At 74.6% G+C, this 24,590-nt stretch carries 22 protein-coding genes; 8 read left to right on the forward strand and 14 right to left on the reverse strand.

Annotation, left to right across the window (positions count from 1 at the left end; genetic code table 11):
• Positions 1-99: 99 nt before the first annotated feature.
• From D1J63_RS16430 to D1J63_RS16465, 7 genes are all read right to left on the reverse strand, one after another.
• Entirely contained in the window at positions 100-279 is a 180-nt protein-coding gene (locus D1J63_RS16430; protein WP_061443280.1) for a hypothetical protein, read from the reverse strand.
• Positions 280-302: 23 nt separating this feature from the next.
• Entirely contained in the window at positions 303-932 is a 630-nt protein-coding gene (locus D1J63_RS16435) for a hypothetical protein (RefSeq protein WP_125629539.1), read from the reverse strand.
• Positions 933-1,606: 674 nt separating this feature from the next.
• The gene (locus tag D1J63_RS16445; protein ID WP_125629541.1) at positions 1,607-2,404 is read right to left on the reverse strand and encodes a type III pantothenate kinase; all 798 of its coding nucleotides are present in this window, start codon (positions 2,402-2,404) and stop codon (positions 1,607-1,609) included.
• A 5-nt stretch (positions 2,405-2,409) separates the two neighbouring features.
• Positions 2,410-3,399 (reverse strand): carboxylating nicotinate-nucleotide diphosphorylase, encoded by a 990-nt coding sequence (gene nadC / locus D1J63_RS16450; RefSeq protein WP_125629543.1) that lies wholly within the window; start codon positions 3,397-3,399, stop codon positions 2,410-2,412.
• Positions 3,400-3,401: 2 nt separating this feature from the next.
• Positions 3,402-5,135, reverse strand: coding sequence for an L-aspartate oxidase (locus D1J63_RS16455; RefSeq protein ID WP_125629545.1), 1,734 nt, complete (start codon positions 5,133-5,135; stop codon positions 3,402-3,404).
• The gene (gene panC, locus D1J63_RS16460) at positions 5,132-6,142 is read right to left on the reverse strand and encodes a pantoate--beta-alanine ligase (protein ID WP_125629547.1); all 1,011 of its coding nucleotides are present in this window, start codon (positions 6,140-6,142) and stop codon (positions 5,132-5,134) included. Before panC ends, D1J63_RS16455 begins: the two co-directional genes overlap by 4 nt.
• Positions 6,139-7,140, reverse strand: coding sequence for a DUF2520 domain-containing protein (locus D1J63_RS16465; RefSeq protein ID WP_102930795.1), 1,002 nt, complete (start codon positions 7,138-7,140; stop codon positions 6,139-6,141). Before D1J63_RS16465 ends, panC begins: the two co-directional genes overlap by 4 nt.
• A 200-nt stretch (positions 7,141-7,340) precedes the next feature.
• Between D1J63_RS16465 and D1J63_RS16470 the strand changes: the two genes are divergently transcribed.
• Entirely contained in the window at positions 7,341-8,525 is a 1,185-nt protein-coding gene (locus D1J63_RS16470; protein WP_125629549.1) for a beta-eliminating lyase-related protein, read from the forward strand.
• A 413-nt stretch (positions 8,526-8,938) separates the two neighbouring features.
• Here D1J63_RS16470 and D1J63_RS36910 read toward each other — a convergent pair whose 3' ends face one another.
• Positions 8,939-9,154: a hypothetical protein gene (locus D1J63_RS36910; RefSeq protein WP_176154404.1), complete on the reverse strand. Its 216-nt coding sequence runs from the start codon at positions 9,152-9,154 to the stop codon at positions 8,939-8,941.
• A 171-nt stretch (positions 9,155-9,325) separates the two neighbouring features.
• Here D1J63_RS36910 and D1J63_RS16480 point away from each other — a divergent pair, with 171 nt between their 5' ends.
• Positions 9,326-10,432, forward strand: coding sequence for a DUF5937 family protein (locus D1J63_RS16480; RefSeq protein ID WP_125629551.1), 1,107 nt, complete (start codon positions 9,326-9,328; stop codon positions 10,430-10,432).
• 64 nt (positions 10,433-10,496) lie between these two features.
• Here D1J63_RS16480 and D1J63_RS16485 read toward each other — a convergent pair whose 3' ends face one another.
• From D1J63_RS16485 to D1J63_RS16495, 3 genes are all read right to left on the reverse strand, one after another.
• Positions 10,497-11,129 carry an ATP-binding protein gene (locus D1J63_RS16485; RefSeq protein ID WP_125629553.1) on the reverse strand — a complete coding sequence of 211 codons (633 nt, stop codon included), beginning with the start codon at positions 11,127-11,129 and terminating at the stop codon, positions 10,497-10,499.
• A gap of 39 nt (positions 11,130-11,168) precedes the next feature.
• Positions 11,169-11,843, reverse strand: a complete 675-nt coding sequence (locus D1J63_RS16490; protein WP_102930799.1) for a response regulator transcription factor — start codon at positions 11,841-11,843, stop codon at positions 11,169-11,171.
• Positions 11,844-11,920: 77 nt separating this feature from the next.
• Positions 11,921-13,126, reverse strand: a complete 1,206-nt coding sequence (locus D1J63_RS16495) for a sensor histidine kinase (RefSeq protein WP_125629555.1) — start codon at positions 13,124-13,126, stop codon at positions 11,921-11,923.
• A gap of 118 nt (positions 13,127-13,244) precedes the next feature.
• On the opposite strand from D1J63_RS16495, the gene D1J63_RS16500 reads away from it, so the two are divergent.
• The gene (locus tag D1J63_RS16500; RefSeq protein ID WP_125629557.1) at positions 13,245-14,333 is read left to right on the forward strand and encodes an SAM-dependent methyltransferase; all 1,089 of its coding nucleotides are present in this window, start codon (positions 13,245-13,247) and stop codon (positions 14,331-14,333) included.
• Here D1J63_RS16500 and D1J63_RS16505 read toward each other — a convergent pair.
• A complete protein-coding gene (locus D1J63_RS16505; RefSeq protein WP_102929204.1) occupies positions 14,298-15,449 on the reverse strand; it encodes an NADH-quinone oxidoreductase subunit D in 1,152 nt (383 codons plus the stop codon). The genes D1J63_RS16500 and D1J63_RS16505 overlap by 36 nt on opposite strands.
• A gap of 31 nt (positions 15,450-15,480) precedes the next feature.
• Between D1J63_RS16505 and D1J63_RS16510 the strand changes: the two genes are divergently transcribed.
• Complete coding sequence (locus tag D1J63_RS16510) at positions 15,481-16,038, forward strand: PH domain-containing protein (RefSeq protein ID WP_164712855.1); 558 nt, start codon at positions 15,481-15,483, stop codon at positions 16,036-16,038.
• Positions 16,039-16,337: 299 nt separating this feature from the next.
• The gene (locus D1J63_RS16515; RefSeq protein ID WP_125635514.1) at positions 16,338-17,663 is read left to right on the forward strand and encodes a PH domain-containing protein; all 1,326 of its coding nucleotides are present in this window, start codon (positions 16,338-16,340) and stop codon (positions 17,661-17,663) included.
• Positions 17,664-17,728: 65 nt separating this feature from the next.
• Here D1J63_RS16515 and D1J63_RS16520 read toward each other — a convergent pair whose 3' ends face one another.
• Both D1J63_RS16520 and D1J63_RS16525 read right to left on the reverse strand, forming a co-directional pair.
• Positions 17,729-19,012 carry a hypothetical protein gene (locus tag D1J63_RS16520; protein ID WP_164712856.1) on the reverse strand — a complete coding sequence of 428 codons (1,284 nt, stop codon included), beginning with the start codon at positions 19,010-19,012 and terminating at the stop codon, positions 17,729-17,731.
• Positions 19,013-19,148: 136 nt separating this feature from the next.
• Positions 19,149-20,282 (reverse strand): alpha/beta hydrolase-fold protein, encoded by a 1,134-nt coding sequence (locus tag D1J63_RS16525; RefSeq protein ID WP_125629562.1) that lies wholly within the window; start codon positions 20,280-20,282, stop codon positions 19,149-19,151.
• Between the two features lie 201 nt (positions 20,283-20,483).
• Here D1J63_RS16525 and D1J63_RS16530 point away from each other — a divergent pair, with 201 nt between their 5' ends.
• The 3 genes from D1J63_RS16530 (at position 20,484) to D1J63_RS16545 (ending at position 24,438) form a co-directional block, all read left to right on the forward strand.
• Positions 20,484-22,280 (forward strand): phosphatidylglycerol lysyltransferase domain-containing protein, encoded by a 1,797-nt coding sequence (locus D1J63_RS16530; RefSeq protein ID WP_125629564.1) that lies wholly within the window; start codon positions 20,484-20,486, stop codon positions 22,278-22,280.
• A gap of 794 nt (positions 22,281-23,074) precedes the next feature.
• Entirely contained in the window at positions 23,075-23,938 is an 864-nt protein-coding gene (gene folP, locus D1J63_RS16540) for a dihydropteroate synthase (RefSeq protein ID WP_102929802.1), read from the forward strand.
• Complete coding sequence (locus D1J63_RS16545) at positions 23,935-24,438, forward strand: nuclear transport factor 2 family protein (protein WP_102929801.1); 504 nt, start codon at positions 23,935-23,937, stop codon at positions 24,436-24,438. The genes folP and D1J63_RS16545 overlap by 4 nt, the downstream gene beginning before the upstream one ends.
• The last annotated feature ends 152 nt before the right edge of the window (positions 24,439-24,590 follow it).

Below are 24,590 nucleotides of genomic sequence, written 5' to 3' on the forward strand. Positions count from 1 at the left end.
GGTGCGGGAGCCGTACGCCGGTGTGCCGTGGGTGTGTCGCGGGTGCCTCGCGGTGCGGGGTCGCGGTGCGGGGTCGCTGTGCGGGTCGTCCCGGGTCGGTCAGGACTCGGGGTGCGGGGACGCCTGCCGGGCGCCCTCCGCGCGGGCGAGGGCCGCGTCGACGACCGCGTCCTCCTTGGCCTTGTTGGCGCCGCCCTGGGTCTTCACGATCACCCGGATCAGGCCGATGAAGAAGACGGCCATGACGACCGGGGGCAGGAGCGCGGAGACGTAGTCCATGGATCCAGGGTAGCCAGGCGCCGTCAGCCGGCGGCGAGGTGGTGCCGGGAGCCCGGTGCGGGCGGTGCGGGCGGGGCCGGCGGGGCGGGCTTGCGGCGCGGGAAGACCTCGCCGGGGGTGGGGACGGGGCGCTTGGGGGCGGCCGGGGCGGGGGCGGGGCGGGGGGCCGGCTTCGGGGCGGGCTTCTGCGCGGGGTCCTCGCCGCGGTGGCGGCCGCCGGGGACGGCGTGGAGGCGGGTGCGGGTGCGCGCCGCGGGGAGCGTGGCCCTGGCCGGGGTGGATGCCGTCGCGGCTCCGCAGCGGGCCAGCAGCTCGGCCGCGGCGGGGTTGCCGCGCAGGGCACCCAGGGCGGCGAGGTCGTCCGCGTCGGGGCGGTGACCGGCGTTCAGCGCCTCGTCCAGGAGCGCGAGGTAGCCGGTGGCGGTGCCGGGGAGGGCGGCGCGGTACCGGGCGAGGTCGGCCACCAGGAAGGCGCGGAGCCTGGCCCCTTCCCGCATCGCCTCGTCGAGCGACTCTGCGAGGTGGAGGCAGTCCTGGGCCTCCTGGGCCGAGACCGGGCTGGGGTTCAGGGCGAGGGCGAGGGCTCGCCGGAGCACACGCAGCTCCTGAGCACCGAACGCCATGCCGCCGCGGGGTCCGTAGGGCGTGGGCATGCGGCGACGATACGCGCTAATCAGACAAACTCGGCATAGGGGGCACGGGTGTGGCGTACGGGCCCACCCGGATGCGGGGTGCCTGCGGCGCCTGTGCGGGTGCCTCCGGCGGTGGCGCGGGGTGCCTGCCGCGCCTGTGCGGGGTTCGGCGGTGGCGCGGGGTGCCTGCGGCGCCGGTGCGGGGTTCGGTGGGGGTGCGGATGCCTGCGGCGCCGCTGCGGGTTCGGTGGGGGTGCGCGGAGCGCGGTGCGTTGTCTGTGGGTCGGGGGCGTGCCGGGGGGTGTCCGTCCTCGGAACGGCGCGGAATCGGTCGGCCACAGATCTCCCCCGGCGCGGACGCGCCAACCACTGCGGGCGGACACCCCCCGACCCACCCCCTCCTCGCCGTACGCGGCTCTCCGTCGCCCCACGCCGCCGCCCCGTCCCCGCCGTACGCGGCTCCCCGCCACGCCGCCTCAGCTGCGGGCACCCGCCATGCCGCCCCAGCTGCGGGCAGTCGTGCCGCTGGGGCGGCACGGGTGGGCGCAGCGGCACCCCGCAACGCCGGGTCGCGCTCCCCGCCTGCGCCCGCACCCGCGCCGGGTGCCACGTCGACGCCGGGCCGGTGGGCCCACCCGCGCCGGGTGACCCGGCAAGCCCGGGCCGGGTGGGCCGCCTGAGGGGCGCCGGGTTGCCTACATGCGGGACACGTTTCGTTCGTATACCAGGCGCAATCCCATCAGCGTCAACCACGGCTCGTGCTCGTCGATCACCGACGACTCACCCAGCACCATCGGCGCCAACCCGCCCGTCGCGATGACGGTGACGTCGTCCGGGTCCTCGGCCAGCTCGCGAGCCATGCGGTTGACGACGCCGTCGACCTGGCCGGCGAAGCCGTAGACGATCCCGGACTGCATCGCCTCGACCGTGTTCTTGCCGATCACGCTCCGGGGCCGGGCCACCTCGATCTTGCGGAGCTGCGCGCCCTTGACGCCGAGCGCCTCGACCGAGATCTCGATGCCGGGGGCGATGACGCCGCCGATGTACTCCCCGCGCGCGCTGACCGCGTCGAACGTCGTCGCCGTGCCGAAGTCCACGACGATCGCCGGGCCGCCGTAGAGCTCGACGGCCGCGACCGCGTTGATGATGCGGTCGGCGCCGACCTCCTTGGGGTGGTCGGTGAGGATCGGGACGCCGGTCTTGACGCCCGGTTCGACCAGCACCGCGGGGACGTCGCCGTAGTAGCGGCGGGTGACCTCGCGCAGTTCGTGCAGGACGGAGGGGACCGTCGCGCAGATGGCGATGCCGTCGATGCCGTCACCCAGCTCGTCGCCGAGCAGCGGGTGCATGCCCATCAGGCCCTGGAGGAGGACCGCCAGCTCGTCGGCCGTGCGGCGCGAGTCCGTGGAGATGCGCCAGTGCTCGACGATGTCCTCGCCGTCGAAGAGGCCGAGGACGGTGTGCGTGTTGCCTACGTCGATCGTCAGCAGCATGGCTTCTACTCCGCCGCTCGCAGGTCCAGGCCGATGTCCAGGATCGGGGAGCTGTGGGTGAGCGCGCCCACCGCCAGGTAGTCGACGCCCGTGTCGGCGTACGCCTTGGCGTTGGTGAGGGTGAGGCGGCCCGAGGCCTCCAGCGCGGCGCGGCCGGCGACCAGGGTCACCGCCTCCGCACACTCGTCGGGGGTGAAGTTGTCCAGCAGGATCAGGTCGGCGCCCGCGTCCACGACCTCGCGCAGCTGGTGCAGGGTGTCGACCTCGACCTCGATGGGCACCTCCGGGAAGCGTTCGCGCACGGCGTTGAAGGCCTCGGCGACGCCGCCCGCGGCGACCACGTGGTTGTCCTTGACCAGGGCCGCGTCCGAGAGGGACATGCGGTGGTTGACGCCGCTGCCGCAGCGGACCGCGAACTTCTCCAGGCTGCGCAGCCCGGGGGTGGTCTTGCGGGTGTCGCGGACCTTGGTCTTCGTGCCGTCCAGAACGTCCGCCCACGCGCGCGTGGCCGTCGCGATGCCCGACATGCGGCACAGCAGGTTCAGGGCGCTGCGTTCGGCGGTCAGGATGTCGCGGGTGCGGGTGGTGACGGAGAGGAGCTTCTGGCCCTCCCGCACGCGGTCGCCGTCCTCCACGTGGCGCTCCACCTCGAACTCGTCCGTGCAGACGATCGACAGGACCGCCTCGGCGACCCGCAGGCCCGCCACGACGCCCGCCTCGCGCGCGGTGAAGTCGGCCGTGGCCACGGCGTCCTCGGGGATGGTCGCGACGGTCGTCACGTCCACGCCGCCCGCCAGGTCCTCCTGGATGGCGACGTTCGCGATGTCCTCGACCTCGACGGGGTCCAGGCCGGAGTCCAGCAGGAGGGCGGCGAGGGACGGGTCGAGGCCGCACTCCATGTAGCCGTCCTCCTCGGTGTCCGCGCCGCAGGCACAGCCGTCGCCGCAGCCTCCGGTGGAGGCGAGGGGGAGTTCGTTGGGGTCGGAGGGGTTCACTGTCACTGCTCCTGGGGACGGTGCGTCGGCTGGGCGCCGTGGACGGTCGGGGGGAATTCTGGCGTGTCCGTGGTGTGCACGGCGAGCGTGCGGTCCGGGTTCAGGCGTACGACGATGTGGCGGCGCCACGCCGTGTCGTCGCGCTCCGCGTGGTCCTCGCGCCAGTGGCAGCCGCGGGTCTCCTCGCGCCGGGCGGCCGCGGCGACCAGGACGCGGGCCACGCACAGGAGGTTGGTGGCCTCCCAGGTGTCGACGCCCGGCTCGGACGTCTTGCCGTGCTCGTGCAGCGCCTCGCGTGCCTCGGTGTGCAGGGCGTGCAGCCGGTCGGCCGCGCGCGTGAGGGAGTCGGCCGAGCGCAGGACTCCGGCGCCCTCCGTCATGATCCGCTGGATCGTGAGGCGGGACTCGGGCGGGAGGAGGGGGTGCTCCGGGTGGTCCGGGTGCGGCACGGGGGCCGGTACGCGCGTGTGGGGGGTGCCGGCTGTGCTTCCCGCCGCGACGTCTGCCGCGATGCGCTCGGCGTAGACCAGGCCCTCCAGGAGGGAGTTGGAGGCCAGGCGGTTGGCGCCGTGCACGCCGGTGCAGGCGACCTCGCCGCACGCGTACAGGCCGGGGACCGTCGTACGGCCGTGCGCGTCGGTGCGGACGCCGCCCGAGGCGTAGTGGGCGGCGGGCGCGACGGGGATCGGCTCGGTGACCGGGTCGATGCCGTGGGCCCGGCACGCGGCGAGGATCGTGGGGAAGCGGTGCTCCCACATGTCGGCGCCGAAGTGGCGGGCGTCCAGGTACATGTGCGCGGCGCCCTGCTCCTGCATGCGGCGCGTGATGGCCTTGGCGACGATGTCGCGGGGGGCCAGTTCCGCGAGTTCGTGCTGTCCGAGCATGAAGCGCACGCCGTCCGCGTCCACCAGGTGGGCGCCCTCGCCCCGTACCGCCTCGGAGACCAGGGGCTGCTGGCCCTCGGCGTCCGGGCCCAGGAAGAGGACGGTGGGGTGGAACTGGACGAATTCGAGGTCGCTGACCTCGGCGCCCGCGCGGAGGGCCAGGGCCACTCCGTCGCCCGTGGAGACGGAGGGGTTCGTGGTCGCCGAGAAGACCTGGCCCATGCCGCCGGTGGCGAGGACGACCGCGGGGGCGTGGACCGCCCCGACGCCGTCGTGCTGGCCCTCACCCATGACGTGCAGGGTGACACCGGCGGTGTGGCCGTCGGCGTCCGTGAGGAGGTCGAGGACGAGGGCGTTCTCGACGGTGCGCAGGCCACGCGCGCGTACGGCCTCGACCAGGGCGCGGGAGATCTCGGCGCCCGTCGCGTCGCCGCCCGCGTGGGCGATGCGGCGGCGGTGGTGGCCGCCCTCGCGGGTGAGGGCCAGGCCGCCCTCGGTGGACTCGTCGAAGTGCGCGCCGGTCGCGATGAGGCGGCGTACGGCACCGGGGCCCTCGGTGACCAGGGTGCGGACCGCTTCCCGGTCGCACAGGCCGGCGCCGGCCACCAGGGTGTCGTCCAGGTGCTGCTCGGGGGTGTCGCCCTCGCCGAGGGCCGCGGCGACGCCGCCCTGGGCCCAGCGGGTGGAGCCGTCGTCCAGGCGGGCCTTGGTGACGACGACGGTCCGCAGGCCGGCGGCCTCGCAGCGCAGGGCCGCGGTGAGGCCCGCGACGCCGGAGCCGACGACCACCACGTCCGCGGCGATGGCCCAGCCGGGCGCGGGGGCGTGCAGTCGTATGCCTGTGCTGGTCACGAGGCGGCTCCGAGGGGTCCGAAGGTGAGGTGGACGTTGTCGATCAGGCGGGTGGCGCCGACCCGGGCGGCGACGGCGAGGACGGCATCGCCGGTGTGGTCGTCGCCGATCTCGGTGAAGTCGGCGGGGTCGACCAGGGCGAGGTAGTCCAGCTCCAGGGGCGGGGTGGCCCGGGCGGCGTCGTCCAGGACCAGTCGGGCGGCGTCCCGGACGGCCGTGGCGCTGCCGGGGGCGGAGGTGGCGACGGCGTGGGCGTCGGCCGCCGCGCGGGACTCGCCCAGGGCGCCCAGCGCCTCGGCGCGCGCCCGGGTGGCGGGTACTTCGCGGGCCCGCGCGCAGAGCGCCTCCTGGGCGGCGTGCCGGTCCTGGCCGGCGAAGAGCGCCTGGGAGAGGGCGAGGGCGGTACGGCGTTCCGCCGTCGAGAGGTAGCGGTTGCGGCTGGACAGGGCCAGGCCGTCCTCCTCGCGCACCGTGGGGACGCCGACGATCTCCACGCCGAAGTTCAGGTCGCGGACCATGCGGCGGATCAGCGCGAGCTGCTGGGCGTCCTTCTGGCCGTAGAGGGCGAGGTCGGGGCGGGTGAGGTGGAGCAGCTTGGCGACGACGGTGAGCATGCCGTCGAAGTGGCCGGGGCGGGAGGCCCCCTCCAGGCGCTCGCCCATGGGCCCGGCGGTGATCCGCACCTGGGGTTCGCCGCCCGGGTAGACCTCGTCGACGGCGGGGGCGAAGACGGCGTCGGCACCCGCCCGTCCGGCGATCTCCAGGTCGGCGTCCAGGGTGCGCGGGTAGCGGTCGAGGTCCTCGCCGGCGCCGAACTGGAGCGGGTTGACGAAGACCGTGACGACGACCTCGCCGTCGGGGCCCGCGAGGTCGCGCGCCGTGCGGATCAGGGTGGCGTGGCCCTCGTGCAGGGCGCCCATGGTCATCACGACGGCCCGGCGGCCGTGCCGCACGCGCGCGTGCAGCTCGTCGGCGGTGCGCAGCAGGACGGGCGGGGTGGGGGTCATCGGGCGCCTCCGTCGGTGCCTTCGGGGCCTTCGGGGCCTTGAGTTCCGTCGGGGCCGTGCGTTCCGTCGGGGCCGGGGTGCTCGTCCGCGCCGGTGGCTCCGTCGGCGAGTACGCCGAGCAGGTCCTCGGCGAGTTCCGCCCTCAGCAGGCCGTGGTCCAGGGCGCGGTCGGCGGTCGCGCGGGCCATCGCCACGTAACCGGCGACGGCCTGGGGGGCGTGCTCGCGCAGCTCCGTGATGTGCGCGGCGACGGTGCCCGCGTCCCCGCGCGCGACGGGGCCGGTGAGGGCCGCGTCGCCGGAGCGCAGGGCGTTGTCGAGGGAGGCGCCGAGGAGCGGGCCGAGCATCCGGTCCGGGGCCGTCACACCGGCCGTGCGCAGCAGCTCCATGGACTGGGCGACCAGGGTGATCAGATGATTGGAGCCCAGGGCGAGGGCCGCGTGATACAGCGGGCGACGGTCCTCGGCGATCCACTCCGGCTCGCCGCCCATCTCGATGACCAGGGCCTCGGCCGCCAGCCGCAGCTCCTCGGGTGCGGTGACGCCGAAGGAGCAGCCGGCCAGGCGCTGGACGTCCACCGGAGTGCCCGTGAAGGTCATCGCGGGGTGCAGGGCCAGCGGCAGGGCACCGGCTCGCAGCGCGGGGTCCAGGACCCGGGCGCCGTACCGCCCCGAGGTGTGCACGAGCAGCTGGCCCGGGCGCACCGCCCCGGTCTCCGCGAGCCCGGTCACCAGGCCGGGCAGGGCGTCGTCGGGGACCGTCAGCAGGACCAGTTCGGCGTGCTGGAGGACCTCGGCCGGCGTCATGAGCGGCACGTCGGGGAGGAGGGCGGCGGCACGCCTGCGGGAGGCCTCGGAGACCCCCGAGACGGCCACCGGGCGGTGCCCGGCGAGCTGGAGGGACGCGGCCAGCGCGGGGCCCACCCGTCCGGCGCCGACAACGCCTACGGTGAGCCGCGCGGGGCGGTCCTTGGGGTCTGGCTGTGGGGTTGTGTTCACGCGACGGCGGCCTTCCCGTTCCAGTCCGCTCGGGGTACCGGACGATTTCTCGTCATGTTAACGCGATCGGTCCGGGCGACGTCCGGTTGTCCACAGGCTGTGGGTTTCCGCGCGGTGCCGGGACACACCCCCGCGCGCGCGTGTCGGAACCTGTGGGAAACGGGGTGCCCCGCGGGCGGTCCGCGCGACATGATCCCGGCATGAGTGACACGGCAGAGCGAAACGAGCGGGCGGAACCGGACGAACCGGAGGAGCGGCGGAACGAACGCCGGCGGGAACGACGCGTGGCCGCCCTTCGGGGCGCGCGGCGCGTGCTCGCCCGCCCGGGCTTCATGACGTCCCTGCGGGAGCGCATCGCCCTGCTGGACGGGGCCGGCGAGCTGTACGACCTCGACGAGCCCTCCGACATGTACGGAAACGGCGTCGTGACGGCCCTGGAGGAGCGGACCGCCGCCCTGCTCGGCACGGAGGCCGCCGCCTTCTTCCCGACCGGGACCATGGCGCAGCAGGTGGCCCTGCGCTGCTGGGCGGGCCGCACCGGCAACCCGGTGGTCGCCCTGCACGGGCTCGGCCACCCCGAGCGGCACGAACGCAACGCCTTCAGCCGCGTCGGCGGGCTGCGCCCGGTACGGCTGACCGACGCGCCCCGGCAGCCGACCGCCGACGAGGTGCGCGGTTTCGAGGAGCCGTTCGGGGCGCTGATGCTGGAGCTGCCGCTCAGGGAGGCCGGCTATCTGCTGCCCACCTGGGAGGAGCTCACCGAGCTCGTCGAGGCCGCCCGGGAGCGCGACGCGGTGGTGCACTTCGACGGGGCCCGCCTGTGGGAGTGCACCACGCACTTCGACCGCCCCCTGGCGGAGATCGCGGGCCTGGCGGACAGCGTGTACGTCTCGTTCTACAAGTCCCTCCAGGGCTACGGCGGCGCCGCCCTGGCCGGTCCCCGGACCCTGGTCGAGGAGGCGAAGGCCTGGCGGCACCGGTACGGCGGCCAGGTGTTCCAGCAGTTCCCCACGGCACTGTCCGCCCTGGCCGGCCTGGAGCGCGAGCTGCCCCGGCTGCCCGCGTACGTGGCCCACGCGCGCGTGGTGGCCGCCGCGCTGCGCGAGGGCCTCGCGGCGGCCGGGCTGCCGTGGGCGCGGGTGCATCCCGAGGTGCCGCACACGCACGAGTTCCAGGTCTGGCTGCCGTACGACGCGGAGGCCGCGGGCGAGGCCGCGCTGCGGCAGGCCGAGGAGACCGGGACCATGCTGTTCTCCCACCCCTGGGACCCGGTCGGCCCCGGTGTCGCCCTCACCGAGGTCTCGGTGGGCGAGCCGGGCCTGGAGTGGACGGCCGACGACGTACGGGCGGCGGTCGCCGACTTCGCGACCCGACTGAAGGGCTGACGACCCACCGGCCGCCGACGCCACCGCCCAGCTGTAAGGCCGACAGCCCGGCGGTCGCCGACATCACCCCGCCCGGCTGAAAGGCCGACAGCACGGCGGCCGCCGACGCCACCGCCCGGCTAAAGGGCCGACAGCCCGGCGGTCGCCGACGTCACCGCCCGGCTAAAGGGCTGGCGGCCCGGCGGACAGGCTGACAGCACGGCGGTCGCCGGCGTCGGCCCGGCTGGAGGCCGAGTGCCCGGCCGGTCGTACGCCAGGCGGCCCGGCTGAAGGCCCACGGCCCGGCAGACCGCCCGGTCGAACGCCAGACGGCCCCGGCTGAAGGCCAACGGCCCAGCGGACTGCCCGGTCGTACGCCAGACGGCCCCGGCTGAAGGCCAACGGCGGCAGACCGCCCGCTCGTACGCCGGGGGTCAGCCCAGGGCGCGCGGCCCCAGGGACCGCCACCGGCGCAGGGCGCGCCGTAGGCGGCCGTGTGTGGGGCGGCCGGCGAGTACGGCGCGGAACTGCCGGCGGTCGTGCCACTCGCGCACGACCTGCCAGTCGTGTTCGCCGGGCGCGGGCGGCGCGGGCTCGCCGAGCTGCCGGGCGCGGTGCGTGTCGAGGATGTACTGCTGCGTGATGCTCATGGCGGACGCCTCCTCAAGGAGACACAGAGGTGGACGTGGGTGTGGGGTTACGGGCTCCGCGGCTGCCCCGGTGCTTTCAGGCTGCTCCGGCCGGCGCCCCGCGGTCGCGCCGATTGACGGCGGCGGTCAATCGGCGGCGCCGTTGTCGGTGGCGGCGTGCACCATGGGGGCATGAGCGTGCGCATCGACATCGCGGGGCTGCGGCCGGAGAGGATCGCCGTCGTGCCCTCCCCACTGGCCGAGCTGGGCATGGCGCTGCACGCGCTCTCCGAGCCGGGGCACCATCCCGGGCTGCAGGGCTGGGCGACGGGCGTGACCGCCCGGCTCGACTCGCACCTGGCCGACCGGATGTGCGAGGCCGACTTCCTGTGGCGGACGACCTTCTCGGACCTGTTCATGCCGTTCGCCGGGGTGCCGGGCCGCAGCACCCTGCCCGGTGCCACCCTCGGCGACGACCTGGACCTGCTCGACAAGCTGTCCGACGAGCAGTTCGTCGACGCCGCCCTGGAGTTCACCTGCGCGTTGCCGTACAGCACCGCCGGGGCCTCGGCGCTCGACGATTCCGAGGTGCGCCGGCGCGCGCTGGACCTGGCCGCCGCGCGGGGACCGCAGCAGCTGCGCTTCAGCGAGCGCCTGCTGGCCGATCCGCCGCGGATCCGGGGCTGGCTGCGGCAGTTCGCGCGCGACTGCGACGAGGCGTTCTTCGCCGAGACCTGGTCCCGGGTGCGCCACCAGCTCGCGGCGGACGCCCGGCACAAGACGGACCTGCTGCGCCGCAAGGGCCTCGCCGAGGCGCTGGCCGCCGTGTCCACCGCGGTGACCCTGGACGAGGGCGCCGCCCGGATCACCGTCGACAAGCTGGGCGACGGCCGCTCCGCGACGGCGGACGGCGGCCTGTTGCTGGTCCCGACCAGCCTGGGCTGGCCGCACCTGATGGTCCTGCACCGGCACGGCTGGCAGCCCGTGCTGCACTATCCGGTCGGCTCCCCCGAGCTGGCCGCACCGCCCTCGGTCGAGCAGCTCACGATGCGGATGTCGGCGCTGTCCCACCCCGTGCGGATGCGGATCTGCCGGTATCTGGCCCGCAGCGCGTACACCACGGGCGAGCTGGCCCAGGTGCACGGCATGACGGCCCCCGAGATATCCCGGCACCTGGGCGTGCTGAAGAAGGCCGGCCTGATCACCACCCGCCGGCGCGGCCGGTACGTCCTGCACCAACTGGACGTCGCCGTCGTGGCCCGGCTGGGCAGCGACTTCCTCGAAGGGATCCTGCGCTAGGCCCCCCGGGCCGTCGTGCCGGCCCCGGCGTCCCGGGCGTCGCGAGGAGCAGCGGTCCGGCCGGTCAGTCGACCCGGATGTGCCGGATCCCGACCCGCGCCTGCCGCACCCGGGTGCGGAGCGCGCCCTCGTGGTTGGGCTTCAGGGTGAGTCCCGCGAGGACGGCGATGCGGTCGGCGGTCTTCGGGACGGTCGTGTGGTCCGTCCACAGGTGCTCGGCGAACTCCGGCTCGGCCAGCCGCTCCAGACAGTGGTCGAGCTGCCGTACGGCCCAGCTGTCCCCGCGCGGCCCGGCGCCCTTCCCGGACACGTACCGCAGGGCGTGCCCGAGTCCGCGCTCGCGCAGCCGCCGCAGGACGGTCTCGCGTTCGGCGAGGAGGGTGAAGTGGTGGACGTCGTGGCCCAGTTCGCGCAGCCGGCCGACGGTCTCGGCGAAGTACCCGGAGTCGGTGACCGTCATGGGCGCGATCACCACGCCGTCGTGCTTGGTGAGGGCCAGGTCCAGTACCTCCACGACGCCCTGCCGCCAGGCCGCCAGGTCCTGGAAGTCTCCCCGCAGCCCGGGCGGCAGCATGCGGCGCAGGCCGAAGCCGGCGTGCTCGGGGTCGCAGACGACACTGCCGGACAGCCGGCGCCGTATCTCGTACGCGGTCTGTGTTTTTCCGCCCCCGAAGGGCCCGTTGATCCACAGGAGCATGCGCAGACCCTACCGACGCGAAGCCGTCCGCACAGGCCGTCAGCCGTGTCCGCCGCCGGCCCGCACCAGGCCGGTCTCGTAGGCCAGGACCACCACCTGCACGCGGTCGCGCAGGCCCAGCTTGGTCAGGATGCGGCCCACGTGCGTCTTCACGGTCGCCTCCGACAGCACCAGCCGCGCCGCGATCTCGCCGTTGGACATGCCCTGCGCCACCAGCACCATCACCTCGCGCTCCCGCTCGGTGAGCCGCTGCAGCTCCTTCTGCCGGGGCTCCTGTCCGGTGGCCGGCAGCATCGGCGCGAACCGGTCCAGGAGCCGCCGGGTGGTGGAGGGGGCGACCACCGCGTCGCCGCTGTGCACGGAGCGGATCGCGGCGAGCAGCTCGCCGGGCGGCACGTCCTTGAGCATGAAGCCCGAGGCGCCCGCCTTCAGCGCCGAGAACGCGTACTCGTCGAGGTCGAAGGTGGTCAGGATCAGCACCTTCGGGGCGTTCGGGTCCACGCAGATCCGGCTGGTGGTCTCCACGCCGTCGAGCTTGGGCATGCGGACGTCCATCAGGACGACGTCCACCGCGGTCGAGCGGAGCACCTGGAGGGCCTCGACGCCGTCGCCTGCCTCCGCGACGACCTCCATGTCCGGTTGGGCCGCCAGCACCATCCGGAACCCGGTGCGCAGCAGCACCTGGTCGTCGACGAGCATCACGCGGATCGCCATCGGGCCTCTTCTTCCTTCGCCTTGCGGATGTCGTGCCTTACAGGTGTCAACGCCGTACACGCGTACGGGCGCGGTGGTCAGTGCGCGGGCTTCAGCGGCAGCAGCGCGCTGATGCGGAATCCTCCGCCCGGGCGCGGGCCCGCGTCCAGGGTTCCGCCGACCATGCCGATCCGCTCCCGCATGCCGATCAGGCCGTGGCCCTGCCCGTCGAAGCCGCCCTCCTCGTACAGCTCGTGCGGGGCGCCCTTGCCGTCGTCCTCGATCAGCAGCCCGAGGCCGTCGTCGAAGTAGACCAGGCGGACGCTCGCGCCCGCGTTCTCCCCGCCGTGCTTGCGGGTGTTGGTCAGCGCCTCCTGCACGATGCGGTACGCGGTCAGCTCGACGCCGCTGGGCAGCTGCCTGGGGGTGCCCTCGACCTTGAAGTCGACGGGCAGCCCCGAGCTGCGGCACTGCTCGACGAGGTCCTCGATCTGCTGGACGTCGGGCTGCGGGACGTACTCCCCGGCCTCCTTGTGCTCGCCGGTGCGCAGCACGCCGAGCAGGCGGCGCATCTCCGCGAGCGCCTGGCGGCCGGTGGAGGAGATGGTCTCCAGGGCCTTCTTCGCCTGGTCGGGGGCGGTGTCCAGGACGTAGGCGGCGCCGTCGGCCTGCACCACCATCACGGAGACGTTGTGGGCGACGACGTCGTGCAGCTCGCGCGCGATCCGGGCGCGTTCGGCGGCGACCGCGACCTTGGCCTGCGCCTCGCGCTCCTTCTCCAGCCGGGTGGCACGCTCCTCCAGCTGCGCGAAGTAGGCGCGCCGGGTGCGGACGGAGTCACCGAGCACCCAGGCGAGGGCGAAGGGGACCGCCTGGAAGACCGTCACGGCGATGGTGGTCCCCATGCCCAGCTCGCTGTCGGACCAGCGCAGCTGGGCGAGGGGCGCCGCGCACAGGCCGGTGGCCAGCGCGGTCCGGGAGGCCCAGCGGGCGCCGGTCGCCGCCACGGTGTAGATGATCACCAGGAAGGCGAAGTCGGCGGGCATCGTCGAGACGTCGAACGCCAGCTGCCCCACGCCCAGGGCGACGGCCAGCAGCAGCATCCACTCCGGCTTCCGCTGGCGCAGCGCGATCACGACGCTGAGCAGCACCACGAAGGGGACGATCAGCGCCGGACTGTCCGTCCCGTCCGCCCGCGTCCCCGGGGTCGCCGCGGAGACCAGGGAGATTCCGAGCACGACGAGGGCCCAGAAGGAGTCGACACCGGTCGGGTGTCGGCGGAGGAAGTCGTAGAGGCGCTGCACGTAACCCAGCGTAGGGAAGTGGAATAGGTGCAGGGGTCAACCGAAGGGTCGATCCGCATCCGCCGCGCATACTCCGCAAGGTGGAGGCTCCGATCTTCTGTGCCCCTAGCCTGGGTCTGTGACACCAGGGACCACAGGGCTCAGTGGGGCTGCGGAGACGCAGGAGGAGTGGCGGGGCTGGCGGCAGGCCATGCGGGACGCCCTGTACGGACCGGGGGGTTTCTACCGGGTGGGGCCCGAGGGTCCGGCCGGGCACTTCCGGACGTCCGTGCACGCGTCGCCGCTGTTCGCGGGCGCCGTGGCCCGGCTGCTGTGCCGGGTCGACGCGGCCCTGGGGCACCCCGCCCAACTGGACTTCGTGGACATGGCGGCCGGGCGGGGCGAGCTGGTCACCGGGGTCCTCGCGGCCCTGCCCGCCGACGTGGCCGCCCGCACGCGCGCGTACGCCGTCGAGGTCGCCGCCCGCCCCGAAGGCCTGGACCGGCGGATCCGGTGGCGCGCGGAGCCGCCGGCCGGCGTCACCGGGCTGCTGTTCGCCAACGAGTGGCTGGACAACGTGCCGGTGGAGGTGGCCGAGGTGGACGCCGCGGGCGTGGCGCGGCGGGTGCTCGTCCGCGCCGACGGGGCCGAGCGGCTCGGGGAGCCGGTGGCGGGGGCGGAGGCCGCGTGGCTGGCCCGGTGGTGGCCGTCGGCCGGCGAGGAGGGGCGGCGGGCGGAGATCGGGCTCCCCCGGGACGAGGCCTGGGCGTCCGCCGTGGCGACGCTGGACGCCGGGCTCGCGGTGGCCGCCGACTACGCGCACACCGCCGCCGCCCGGCCGCCCTTCGGGACGCTCACGGGCTTCCGTCGGGGGCGGGAGACGGAGCCGGTGCCGGACGGGTCGTGCGACATCACCGCCCACGTGGCGCTGGACGCGTGCGCGGCCGCCCACACCGCGAGGTGCACTCCGGAGCACGCGCCCCCGGATGCGCTCCTGCGCCCCCAGCGCGAGGCCCTGCACGCCCTCGGCATCACCGGCGCACGCCCCCCGCTCGCGCTGGCCTCCGCCGACCCCGCGGCGTACGTACGCGCCCTCGCGAGCGCCTCCGAGGCCGCCGAGCTGACCGCGCCGGGCGGGCAGGGCGACTTCCTGTGGCTGCTCCAGCCGGTGGGCGCGGTGGACGCCGTCGCGCTACTTGTCGATGTCGCCGACCACGAAGAACAGTGACCCCAGGATCGCCACCATGTCCGCGACCAGCGTCCCGGGCAGCAGGTCCGCCAGCGCCTGGATGTTGTTGTACGAGGCCGAGCGCAGCTTCAGCCGGTACGGGGTCTTCTCGCCCTTGCTGACCAGGTAGTAGCCGTTGATGCCGAGCGGGTTCTCGGTCCAGGCGTAGGTGTGGCCCTCGGGCGCCTTCAGCACCTTCGGGAGCCGCTGGTTGACCGGCCCCGGCGCCAGCTCGGCCAGGCGGTCCAGGCAGGCGTCGGCGAGGTCCAGGGCGTTGTGCGTCTGCTCCAGGAGGCACTCGAAGCGGGCCAGGCAGTCGCCCTCGGTACGGGTGACGACCCTGAGGGTGTCCTGGAGGTCGCCGTAGGCCAGGTAGGGCTCGTCCCGGCGCAGGTCGAAGTCGACGCCGGAGGCGCGGGCGATGGGCCCGCTGACGCCGTAGGCGTGCACGGCCTCGGGGGAAAGGGCACCGACGCCCCGCGTCCGCCCCCGGAAGATCTCGTTGCCGAGCACCAGGTCGTCGAAGACGTCCATGCGCGAGCGCACGGCGGCGACGGCGGCACGCGCGCGCGTGGACCAGCCCGCGGGCAGGTCCTCCTTGAGGCCGCCGACGCGGTTGAACATGTAGTGCATGCGCCCGCCGGAGACCTCCTCCATCACGTTCTGGAGGACCTCCCGCTCCCGGAAGGCGTAGAACACCGGGGTGATGCCGCCCAGCTCCAGCGGGTACGACCCGAGGAACATCAGGTGGTTGAGCACCCGGTTCAGCTCGGCGAGCAGCGTGCGCGTCCACACCGCGCGCGTGGGGACCTCCATGCCGAGCATCCGCTCGACGGCGAGGACGACGCCCAGCTCGTTGGAGAACGCCGACAGCCAGTCGTGACGGTTGGCGAGCATGATGATCTGACGGTAGTCACGGGCCTCGAACAGCTTCTCCGCGCCGCGGTGCATGTAGCCGATCACCGGCTCGGCGCTGGTGATGCGCTCGCCGTCCAGAACCAGTTTGAGCCGCAGCACGCCGTGCGTGGACGGGTGCTGGGGGCCGATGTTGAGCACCATGTCGGTGCTCTCCGCAGCGCCGCCGATTCCGACCGTGGTCTCCGTCGTAGGAGTCATGAACCCAGTCTCCCCTACGTACGCTGGCCCCATGGAGACGGGGAGCCCGGACGACACGGGCACGGCGGGGGCGACCGAGGCGGCTGCACCGCGGGAGGCGGCGGACCGGTCGGGTCCGGAACGGGAGGCGCCGGTGTGGACCGGCCTGCCGCCGGGGCTGCTGCGCATGCGGCGGCTGTTGCTGGTGGTGTGGCTGGGCCTGCTGACGGTCTCCGCGGGCCTGCTGCCCGCACTGTTCCTGGAGCCGCTCTGGTCCGCCCTGGCGCTGCTGCCGCTGGCCCTGCTGGCCTGGGGCTGGACGATGCTGGAGCGCAACTGGCGCTCCTGGCGGTACGCCGAACGCGCCGACGACCTGCTGATCAGCCGGGGCGTGCTGTGGCGGGAGGAGACCGTCGTCCCGTACGGGCGGATGCAGCTGGTCGAGGTGACCTCCGGCCCGGTCGAGCGGCACTTCGGCCTGGCCAGCGTGCAGCTGCACACCGCGGCCGCCGCGACCGACGCGACCATCCCCGGCCTCGACCCGGCCGAGGCGGAACGTTTGCGCGACCGCCTCACGGAGCTGGGCGAGGCCCGATCGGCGGGACTGTGAGCGGCCCCGGGTCCGAGGAGGACACGGCCGACGGCCGTACGACGGGCCACGCGCCCGGTACGACGGGCCACGCGCCCGGTACGACGGGCCACGCGCGCCGGACGACCGGACCGGCCGACCGGACGCACACCCCGGACGGCCACGCACCGAACGGCGCCCCGCAGCAGCCGGGCCGGACCGCGCCCGGCACCCCGGAGCCGGCCGGCCCCGCGGCGGGCACCGCGCCCGGCGCCTCCGGGACCGACCGCCCCGCCACCGGTTCCGGCCCGGGCGGCGCACCCGAGGGCGCCGTCACCCCCGTGGCCGGCATCCCCGCGCCCCCGCCCCGCGACGCGGCCGTCGAGCGCCGTCTGCACCCCGTCACGCCGCTGCGGCGGGCCTGGGCGCCCGTCGCCGTGGTCGTCGGGTGGGCCGTGCACGATCCCGACCAGGCGCAGCGCCAGCTGACCCGGCTGACCACGACCCACCTGCTGATCGGCCTGGCCGTCCTGATCCCGGCCGCCGCCCTGTACGGCTTCCTCACCTGGTGGTTCACCCACTACGCGGTGACCGACACCGAGCTGCGGATCCGCACCGGACTGCTGTTCCGGCGCACCGCGCACATCCGTCTCGAACGCATCCAGGCCATCGACGTCACCCAGCCCCTGCTGGCCCGGGTCGCGGGGGTCGCCAAGCTCAAGCTCGACGTCATAGGCACCGGCAAGAAGGACGAACTGGCCTTCCTGGGCGCCGACGAGGCCCGTGCCCTGCGGGCCGAGCTGCTCGCGCGCGCGGCGGGCTTCGCGCCCGAGACCGCGCACGAGGTCGGCGAGGCCCCCGCGCGGCAGCTGCTGCGGGTGCCGCCCGGCGTCCTCGCCGTCTCCCTGCTGCTGACCGGCGCGACCTGGGGCACCCTGCTCGCCGCCGTCGTCGTACCGACGCTGCTGTGGCTGGCCACCCACAACCTGTGGACGGTGCTGGCGACCGCCCTGCCGCTGGTGGGTGCCGCGGGCGCGAGCAGCGCGGGCCGGTTCGTCGGGGAGTACGACTGGACGGTGGCCGAGTCCCCGGACGGGCTCCGCATCGACCACGGCCTGCTGGACCGCGCCCACGAGACGGTGCCGCCGGGCCGGGTGCAGACCGTGCGCATCGTGGAACCGCTGCTGTGGCGGCGCCGCCGCTGGGTGCGGGTGGAGCTGGACGTGGCCGGGTCGTCGAACTCGGTGCTGCTGCCGGTCGCCCCGCGCGAGATCGCCAAGTCGGTCGTCGCGCGGGTGCTGCCCGGGGTGGCCGTGCCGACGGGGAAGGAGCTGTCCCGCCCGCCCCGGCGGGCGGCGCGGTGCCGCCCGCTGTGGTGGCGCGGCCACGGACTGGCCGTCACCGACGCCGTCTTCGCCGCCCGGCACGGCCTGCTGCGCCGCAGCCTGGCGCTCGTGCCGCACGCCAAGGTCCAGAGCGTCCGCCTCACCCAGGGGCCCTGGCGGCGCGCGCTGCGGCTGGCCGACGTCCACGTGGACACGGGGGCGAACAAGACGGTGACCGCACGGCTGCGCGACGCCGGCGAGGCCGCGGAGCTGCTGCGGAGCCAGGCGGAACGCTCCCGGACCGGCCGCCGGGACGCCCCGCCGGACCGCTGGATGGCCTGAGCCCGCGGGGTACGAGCCCCCCTGAGCCCGCAGGGTACGAGCCCCCGCGGCCGGAGCCCGCGCCGTCAGGAGACCGCGCTGCGCAGCCCCTGAACGTCGATCTGCTCGGTCTCGTCGTGGGCCGTCAGGTCGATCACCTGGCTCACGTCCCGGGACTCCTCGCCGGCCTGCTTGAAGGAGACCTCGGCCTCGGCCTTGTGCAGAGCGAGCGCCTCCTGGCCGACCACGTCGGCGAGGTCCTCGTTCTGGACGGTCTCCAGGGCGGCGTCGGAGGCGGCCGCCGGGTCCGCCCCTTCGGCCGTGTCCACCGGCCCCTCGGGGGCCTTGGTGCCGAAGAAGTCGAAGCCGCCCTCGACCACCGGACGCCGCGCCGGGGCCGCCGGTACGACGGCCACCGCGGTCGGCACCGTGAAGTGCCCGTCGGCCCGCCGGGTGGGCTGAGTGGACTGGGTGGGCCGGGTGGACTCGGTGGGCTGCGCGGGCCGCTCGTCGGACGGGCTCGTCGGGGAGGCGGCGGCGGTGCGCTCGTGGCCGTCGGCCGCCTCGGACTGCCCCTGCGCCTCGTCCTCCTGCGCCGTCTCGGCCGGCGCCGCGCCCTCGCCACCACCGTCACCGCCGCCGTCACCGTCGGAGTCGTGGGGGTCGCGGGAGTCGTCGGCGGTTTCAGCCCGGTCGCCACCGTCCGGGCCGGCGGGCGTGCCGTCGAAGCGGGCCAGTGCGGCGTTCGCGCGCAGGAACAGCCGGGAGCCCTCGGGCGAGAAGACCGCGGGCACGGCGGCCTCCTCGGCGCCCGCGCGCTCCTCGGCCGGCGCCTCCTCGGCCTTCTCGGCCACCGTCTCCGGCGTCTCCTGGACCGGGGCGGTACGGGCCGCCGGCAGTGCGGGTGCCTGCGGCGCGGCCTCTATCTCGAGCAGGCGGCGGCCCTCCAGCGCGCTGGCCCGCTCGGTCTCCGCCGTGGCGTAACGCCGCAGCAGGGAGGCGTGCTCGTTGCGCAGCCCCGCCAGCTCGGTGCGCTTGGCCCGCAGCCGGTGCTCCAGCTTCTGCCGCAGCTCGCGCGACTCCTCCAGGTCGGACTCCAGTTCGGCGAGCCGCTCCTCGAACCGCCACTCGTCGCTGGCCCGCGCGCGCGTGAGGTCGGCCACCTGCCGGCCCGCCTGGGCGTCCCAGTGCCGCATGACGACCGCGCCGACCACAGCCGTCACCGCGGCGGCGGCGGCCAGCGCGCGCAGGATCATGGTCTCGCCGAACAACCAGGGCCCGACGGCGCAAACGACCGAAACGCCTGCGATCGCCGACGGGGGAAGCAGTCTGTGCAGAGGCGGGGAATGGCGGTGACGTCCACGTGGCATGGCCAGAAACTTACCGCGCGTAGGCGAATCTTGGCGCCCCGCCCCGTAAAAACACGGCCATCTCCGGCGTGTTCACAGGGCACAGGTAATCCACATCCCCGGCGAGGGAAGAATTACCCCGGCATTTCAAGATCATTTACGAGCCATGTCCGGCGCTCAGCCGCTCGTCCAGCCACCGCAGCGTCGCGGGAATCTCCCGCCGCCAGGTATTGAAGTTGTGCCCGCCGCTTTCCAGGATGATCGACGAGATCCGGGTCGGTCTCTTGTCCTTCACCAGATCGATGAACTTCAACGTGTCCCGGTAGTTCGTCTCGCCGGTCCTGCTGCTGGTGACGAGCAGTGAAGTGTCGGGCGCGGGCGCGTTCTTGAGAGACCACCACAGACTGGCCCGGTTCTCGAGACCTTTGTCGCCCTGGAAGAGATCGCCCGTGGTGGGGTCGTTCGGCGCGTCGTAGTACGGGGACAGCCCGGCCCCGGCGGCGAACACGTCCGGATGGTGCGCGGCGAGCTTCAGGGCGCAGTAGCCGCCGGTCGAGTTGCCGACGACACCCCAGCTCCGCGGACCCTTGTTCACCCGGTAGTGGGCGCCCACCGCCTCGGGCAGGTCCTTGGCGAAGAACGTCTCCGTCTGCGGCCCGCCCGGTACGTCCACGCACTCCGTGTCGCGCGGCGGCGCCACCGTGGGCCGCAGCATCACCAGGATCATCGGCCGCATCCGGCCCGCCTTCGCCAGCTCCAGCGCCGTACGCGGGTAGTGGAGCTTCTCGACCAGCGCCTCGGCGGTACCCGGATAACCGGTCAGGACGACGGCCGCGGGAAACGTACGGCCCCGGTGGCGCGCCTGGAAGTACTCCGGCGGCAGGTACACGAAGGCCGGCGACGCGATCCGCGACGTACGCCCGACGACGCGTATCTCCTCGACCCGCCCCGAGACCTCGGGGCGCGACCCGCCCGCCGGCGTCACCCGCCGCTTTCCGACGACGTGCAGCGGCCCGTCGCCCGCACCGGCCGAGTGGTCCACGACCACGCCCTGCCCGTCCTCCCGCCCGAACAGGTCGGCCCAGCTGCCGTAGAAGCCGAAGGACTGATTGGCGACCAGCCCCACCGCCGCGAAGACGGCCACCTGGGTGGCGAGCAGCAGACCGGCCCTCCCGAGTACGGTCCGCACGCTCCGCCGCGCCAGCCGCGGCCACAGCCACACCGTCCCGGCGAACAGCAGCACACCGGCCACCACCGCCAGAGCCAGCACCTTGTCGCTCGTCAGCCCCATGCCTCGTCTACCGCCCGCGTTTTCCGTGCGCCCGGCCGTCCGTCCATCCGTTCGTCCGGGCTTCGTGATCAGGGGGAGTGAACCTCTCCCTCCGAGACACCGTCCTAGAGGGCGCAATGTCGCCGGATGCCCGAAACGGGCCCGGATCCACGGTCTCTCGCAGAACAAACAGGTGCGATGTCTGTCAGGACAGATGAGGAAATGTCGGGCGGGGTTCCGACGAGGCCCACCCGTATGCGCCGCGCACTGCGCGGCCCCCGGCCGGAGAACGTCCCTCTCCTCATCGGCCGCGCCTGCGTGCTCGTCGGCCTGCTGGACATCGCGGCCGGCTCCTTCCCACGCTTCCGGCACAGCCGGATGCACGCCCTCGCCGAGGTCCTGCCCGGCTCCTTCGGCCCCTTCGCCGCCGCCCTCTCCCTCAGCGCGGGCGTCCTGCTGCTCCTGCTCGCCCACGGCCTCAAACGCCGCAAGCGCCGGGCCTGGCGGGCGGCCGTGGCCCTGCTCCCACTGGGCGCCGTCGCACAGTTCACGTACCGCCACTCCGTCCTCGGCGTACTGATCTCCGTGATCCTGCTGGCCCTCCTCCTGCGCCACCGCGCCGAGTTCGCCGCCCTCCCCGACCCCCGCAGCCGCTGGCGGGCCCTGGCCAACTTCGTCCTCATGAGCGCCGGTTCCGTGCTGCTGGGCCTGCTCGTCGTCAACGCCCACCCGCACCGCATGCTCGGCGACCCGAGCCTGGCCGACCGCCTCACCCACGTCCTGTACGGCCTGCTCGGCGTCGAGGGCCCGGTCGACTACCGGGGCAACACCTCCTGGACGGTCGCCTTCTCCCTCGGCGCGCTCGGCCTGCTGACCGCCATCACCACGATCTACCTGGCCTTCCGCCCCGAACACCCGGCGGCCCGCCTCACCGAGGACGACGAGAGCCGCCTGCGCGACCTCCTCGCCCGGCACGGCGGCCGCGACTCCCTCGGCCACTTCGCGCTGCGCCGCGACAAGGCCGTCGTCTTCTCCCCCAGCGGCAAGGCCGCCGTCACCTACCGCGTCGTCTCCGGCGTGATGCTGGCCAGCGGCGACCCGATCGGCGACGTCGAGGCCTGGCCCGGCGCGATCGAACGCTTCATGGACGAGGCCCGCGCCCACTCCTGGACGCCCGCCGTCATGGGCTGCTCCGAGACCGGCGGCGAGGTCTGGACCCGCGAGACCGGCCTCGACGCCCTCGAACTCGGCGACGAGGCGGTGGTGGACGTGGCGGATTTCTCCCTCGCCGGCCGCGCGATGCGCAACGTGCGCCAGATGGTCAAGCGCATCGAGCGTGCCGGTTACGAGACGCGCGTACGGCGCGTGGCTGACCTCTCCGAGGCCGAACTGGACCGCGTCCGCCGCGCCGCCGACGCGTGGCGCGGCACCGACACCGAACGCGGCTTCTCCATGGCCCTGGGCCGCATCGGCGACCCGTCCGACGGCGACTGCCTGATAGCGACCGCGCACAAGCAGGACCCCGAGCCCGGCGAGTACGGCGACCTCAAGGCGATCCTGCACTTCGTGCCGTGGGGTGCGGACGGGGTGTCCCTGGACCTCATGCGCCGCGACCGGGCGGCCGACCCCGGCATGAACGAACTCCTGATCGTGGCCGCGCTCCAGGCCGCCCCGAGGCTGGGTATCGCGCGGGTGTCGCTGAACTTCGCGATGTTCCGCGCGGCGCTCGCACGGGGCGAGAAGATCGGCGCGGGCCCCGTCCTCCGCGCCTGGCGCGGCCTGCTGGTGTTCCTCTCCCGCTGGTTCCAGATCGAGTCCCTGTACAAGTTCAACGCGAAGTTCCGGCCCCGGTGGGAGCCGCGCTTCGTCGTCTACCGCCGCTCCGCCGACCTGCCGCGCATCGGCTTCGCGGCGATGCAGGCGGAGGGCTTCGTCACGGTGCCGCTGCCGCGATTCCTGCGCCACCGGACGCCCGGGCGGCGCCCCTGCCCCCACCAGACCCCGGCCCGAGCGGCGTAACCGCCCCGGAGTCCCCGGCCACCCGGCAGGTGTGGACCCACCGGCCCGGGGTTGCCCGGTCACCCGTCGCGGGTGGGCCCACGGGCCCGGCGTCGAAGTGGCACCCGGCGAAGGTGCGGGGGCGGGTGGGTCACGCCGCCCGGCGTTGCGGGGTGCCCGGCGTGGATGCGGGCGCGGGGTGGGGGGCGCGGCCCGGCGTTGCGGGGTGCCCGGCGTGGATGCGGGCGCGGGGTGGGTCACGCGGCCCGGCGCTGGCCGGGTGCCGCTGCGCCCACCCGTGCCGCCCCAGCGGCACGACTGCCCGCAGCTACGGCGGCGTGGCGGGTGCCCGCAGCGGCGGCGGCGTGGCGACTGCGTGCAGTGATGGCGGCGACGGCGTAGCGGACTGCCCCGCAGCTAGAGGGCGGAGAGCCGCGTACGGCGGGGACGGGGCGGCGGCGTGGGGCGACGGGGAGCCGCGTACGGCGAGGAGGGGGCGGGTCGGGGGGTGTCCGCCCGCAGCGGTTGGCGCGTCAACAGAGCCCACTTCTGTGGCCGACCGATTTCGCGCCGTTCCGAGGACGGACACCCCCCGGCACGCCCCCGACCCACCCACCGCACCCAAGGCGCTACGCGCACCCCCACCCCACCCGCACCGGCGCCGCAGGCACCCCGCACCACCACCGAACCCCGCACAGGCGCCGCAGGCACCCCGCACCACCGCCGGAGGCACCCGCACCGGCGCCGCAGGCACCCCGCACCCCCACCGCCGGAGGCGAACGCGTTCGCCTCAGCCCACCACCTACGCTGAACACATGAGCAAGCAGACCGGCCGCCGGCAACATCTCGCGGGACTGACCGCCTGGGACCGCTGCGCGGTCATGGGCGTCGTCAACGTGACCCCCGACTCCTTCTCCGACGGCGGTCGCTTCTTCGACACCACGGCCGCCATCAAGCACGGCCTCGACCTCGTCGCCCAAGGCGCCGACCTGGTGGACGTCGGCGGCGAGTCCACCCGCCCCGGCGCGACCCGCGTCGACGAGGACGAGGAACTCAGGCGCGTGGTCCCGGTCGTGCGCGGCCTCGCCTCCGAGGGTGTCACGATCTCCGTCGACACCATGCGCGCCTCCGTCGCCGAGCAGGCCCTCGCCGCCGGCGCCGCCCTGGTCAACGACGTCAGCGGCGGCCTGGCCGACCCCCGCATGATCCCGGTCGTCGCCGACACGGGCGCCCCGTTCGTCGTGATGCACTGGCGCGGCCTCCTGGAGGGCGGCAACGTCAGGGGCACGTACACCGACGTCGTCACCGAGGTCGTCGACGAGCTGCACGCACGCGTGGAGGCCGTCCTCGACGGCGGCATCGCCCCCGACCGCATCGTCATAGACCCCGGCCTCGGCTTCTCCAAGGACGCCGAACACGACCTCGTCCTCCTCGCCCACCTCGACCGCCTCCTCACCCTCGGCCACCCCCTCCTCGTCGCCGCCTCCCGCAAACGCTTCCTGGGCCGCGTCCTCGCCGGCCCGGAGGCCGCCCCGCCCCCCGCCCGCGAACGCGACGCCGCCACCGCCGCGGTCTCCGCGCTCGCGGCACACGCCGGCGCCTGGGCCGTACGCGTCCACGAGGTCCGCGCCACCGCCGACGCCGTACGCGTCGCCCGCGCCGTCGAAGGAGCCCGGTGAACGCGCCGCACCTCGACGTCGAACAGGTCGAGGCCGCGAACACCGCCTTCTACGAGGCACTGGAGCAGGGCGACTTCGAGAAGGTCTCCGAGTTCTGGCTCACCCCCTCCGACCTGGGCATCGACGAGTCGTACCACGACCCGGCCGACGCCGCCGTGGTCTCCTGCGTGCACCCGGGCTGGCCGGTGCTCACCGGCCGCGGCGAGGTGCTGCGCTCGTACGCCCTGATCATGGCGAACACGGACTACATCCAGTTCTTCCTCACCGACGTGCACGTCTCCGTCACCGGCGACACCGCCCTGGTCACCTGCACGGAGAACATCCTCAGCGGCGGCCCCGCCCCCGACGGAGGCGAGGAGCTCGGCCCGCTCGTCGGCCAGCTGGTGGTGGCCACCAACACCTTCCGCCGCACCCCCGACGGCTGGAAACTCTGGTCCCACCACGCCTCCCCGGTGCTCGCCGAGAGCGAGGACGAAGAGGGCGACGAGACCCCGCCCTGACCCGCCGCCCGACCTTGCGAACCGACCCGTCGCGTCGAACGAAGTGGTTGGAATCACGCACCACGGGGTAGGGGCGGCTACCAACCCGTGATCCACCGGGACCGCCAGGGAAAACGCGGGGTGAAAATCAGCCGGCGCCCCACCCCGCCCCG

The sequence above is a fragment of the Streptomyces sp. KPB2 genome, assembly GCF_003950055.1.
GTDB classification, from domain to species: Bacteria; Actinomycetota; Actinomycetes; order Streptomycetales; family Streptomycetaceae; genus Streptomyces; species Streptomyces salinarius.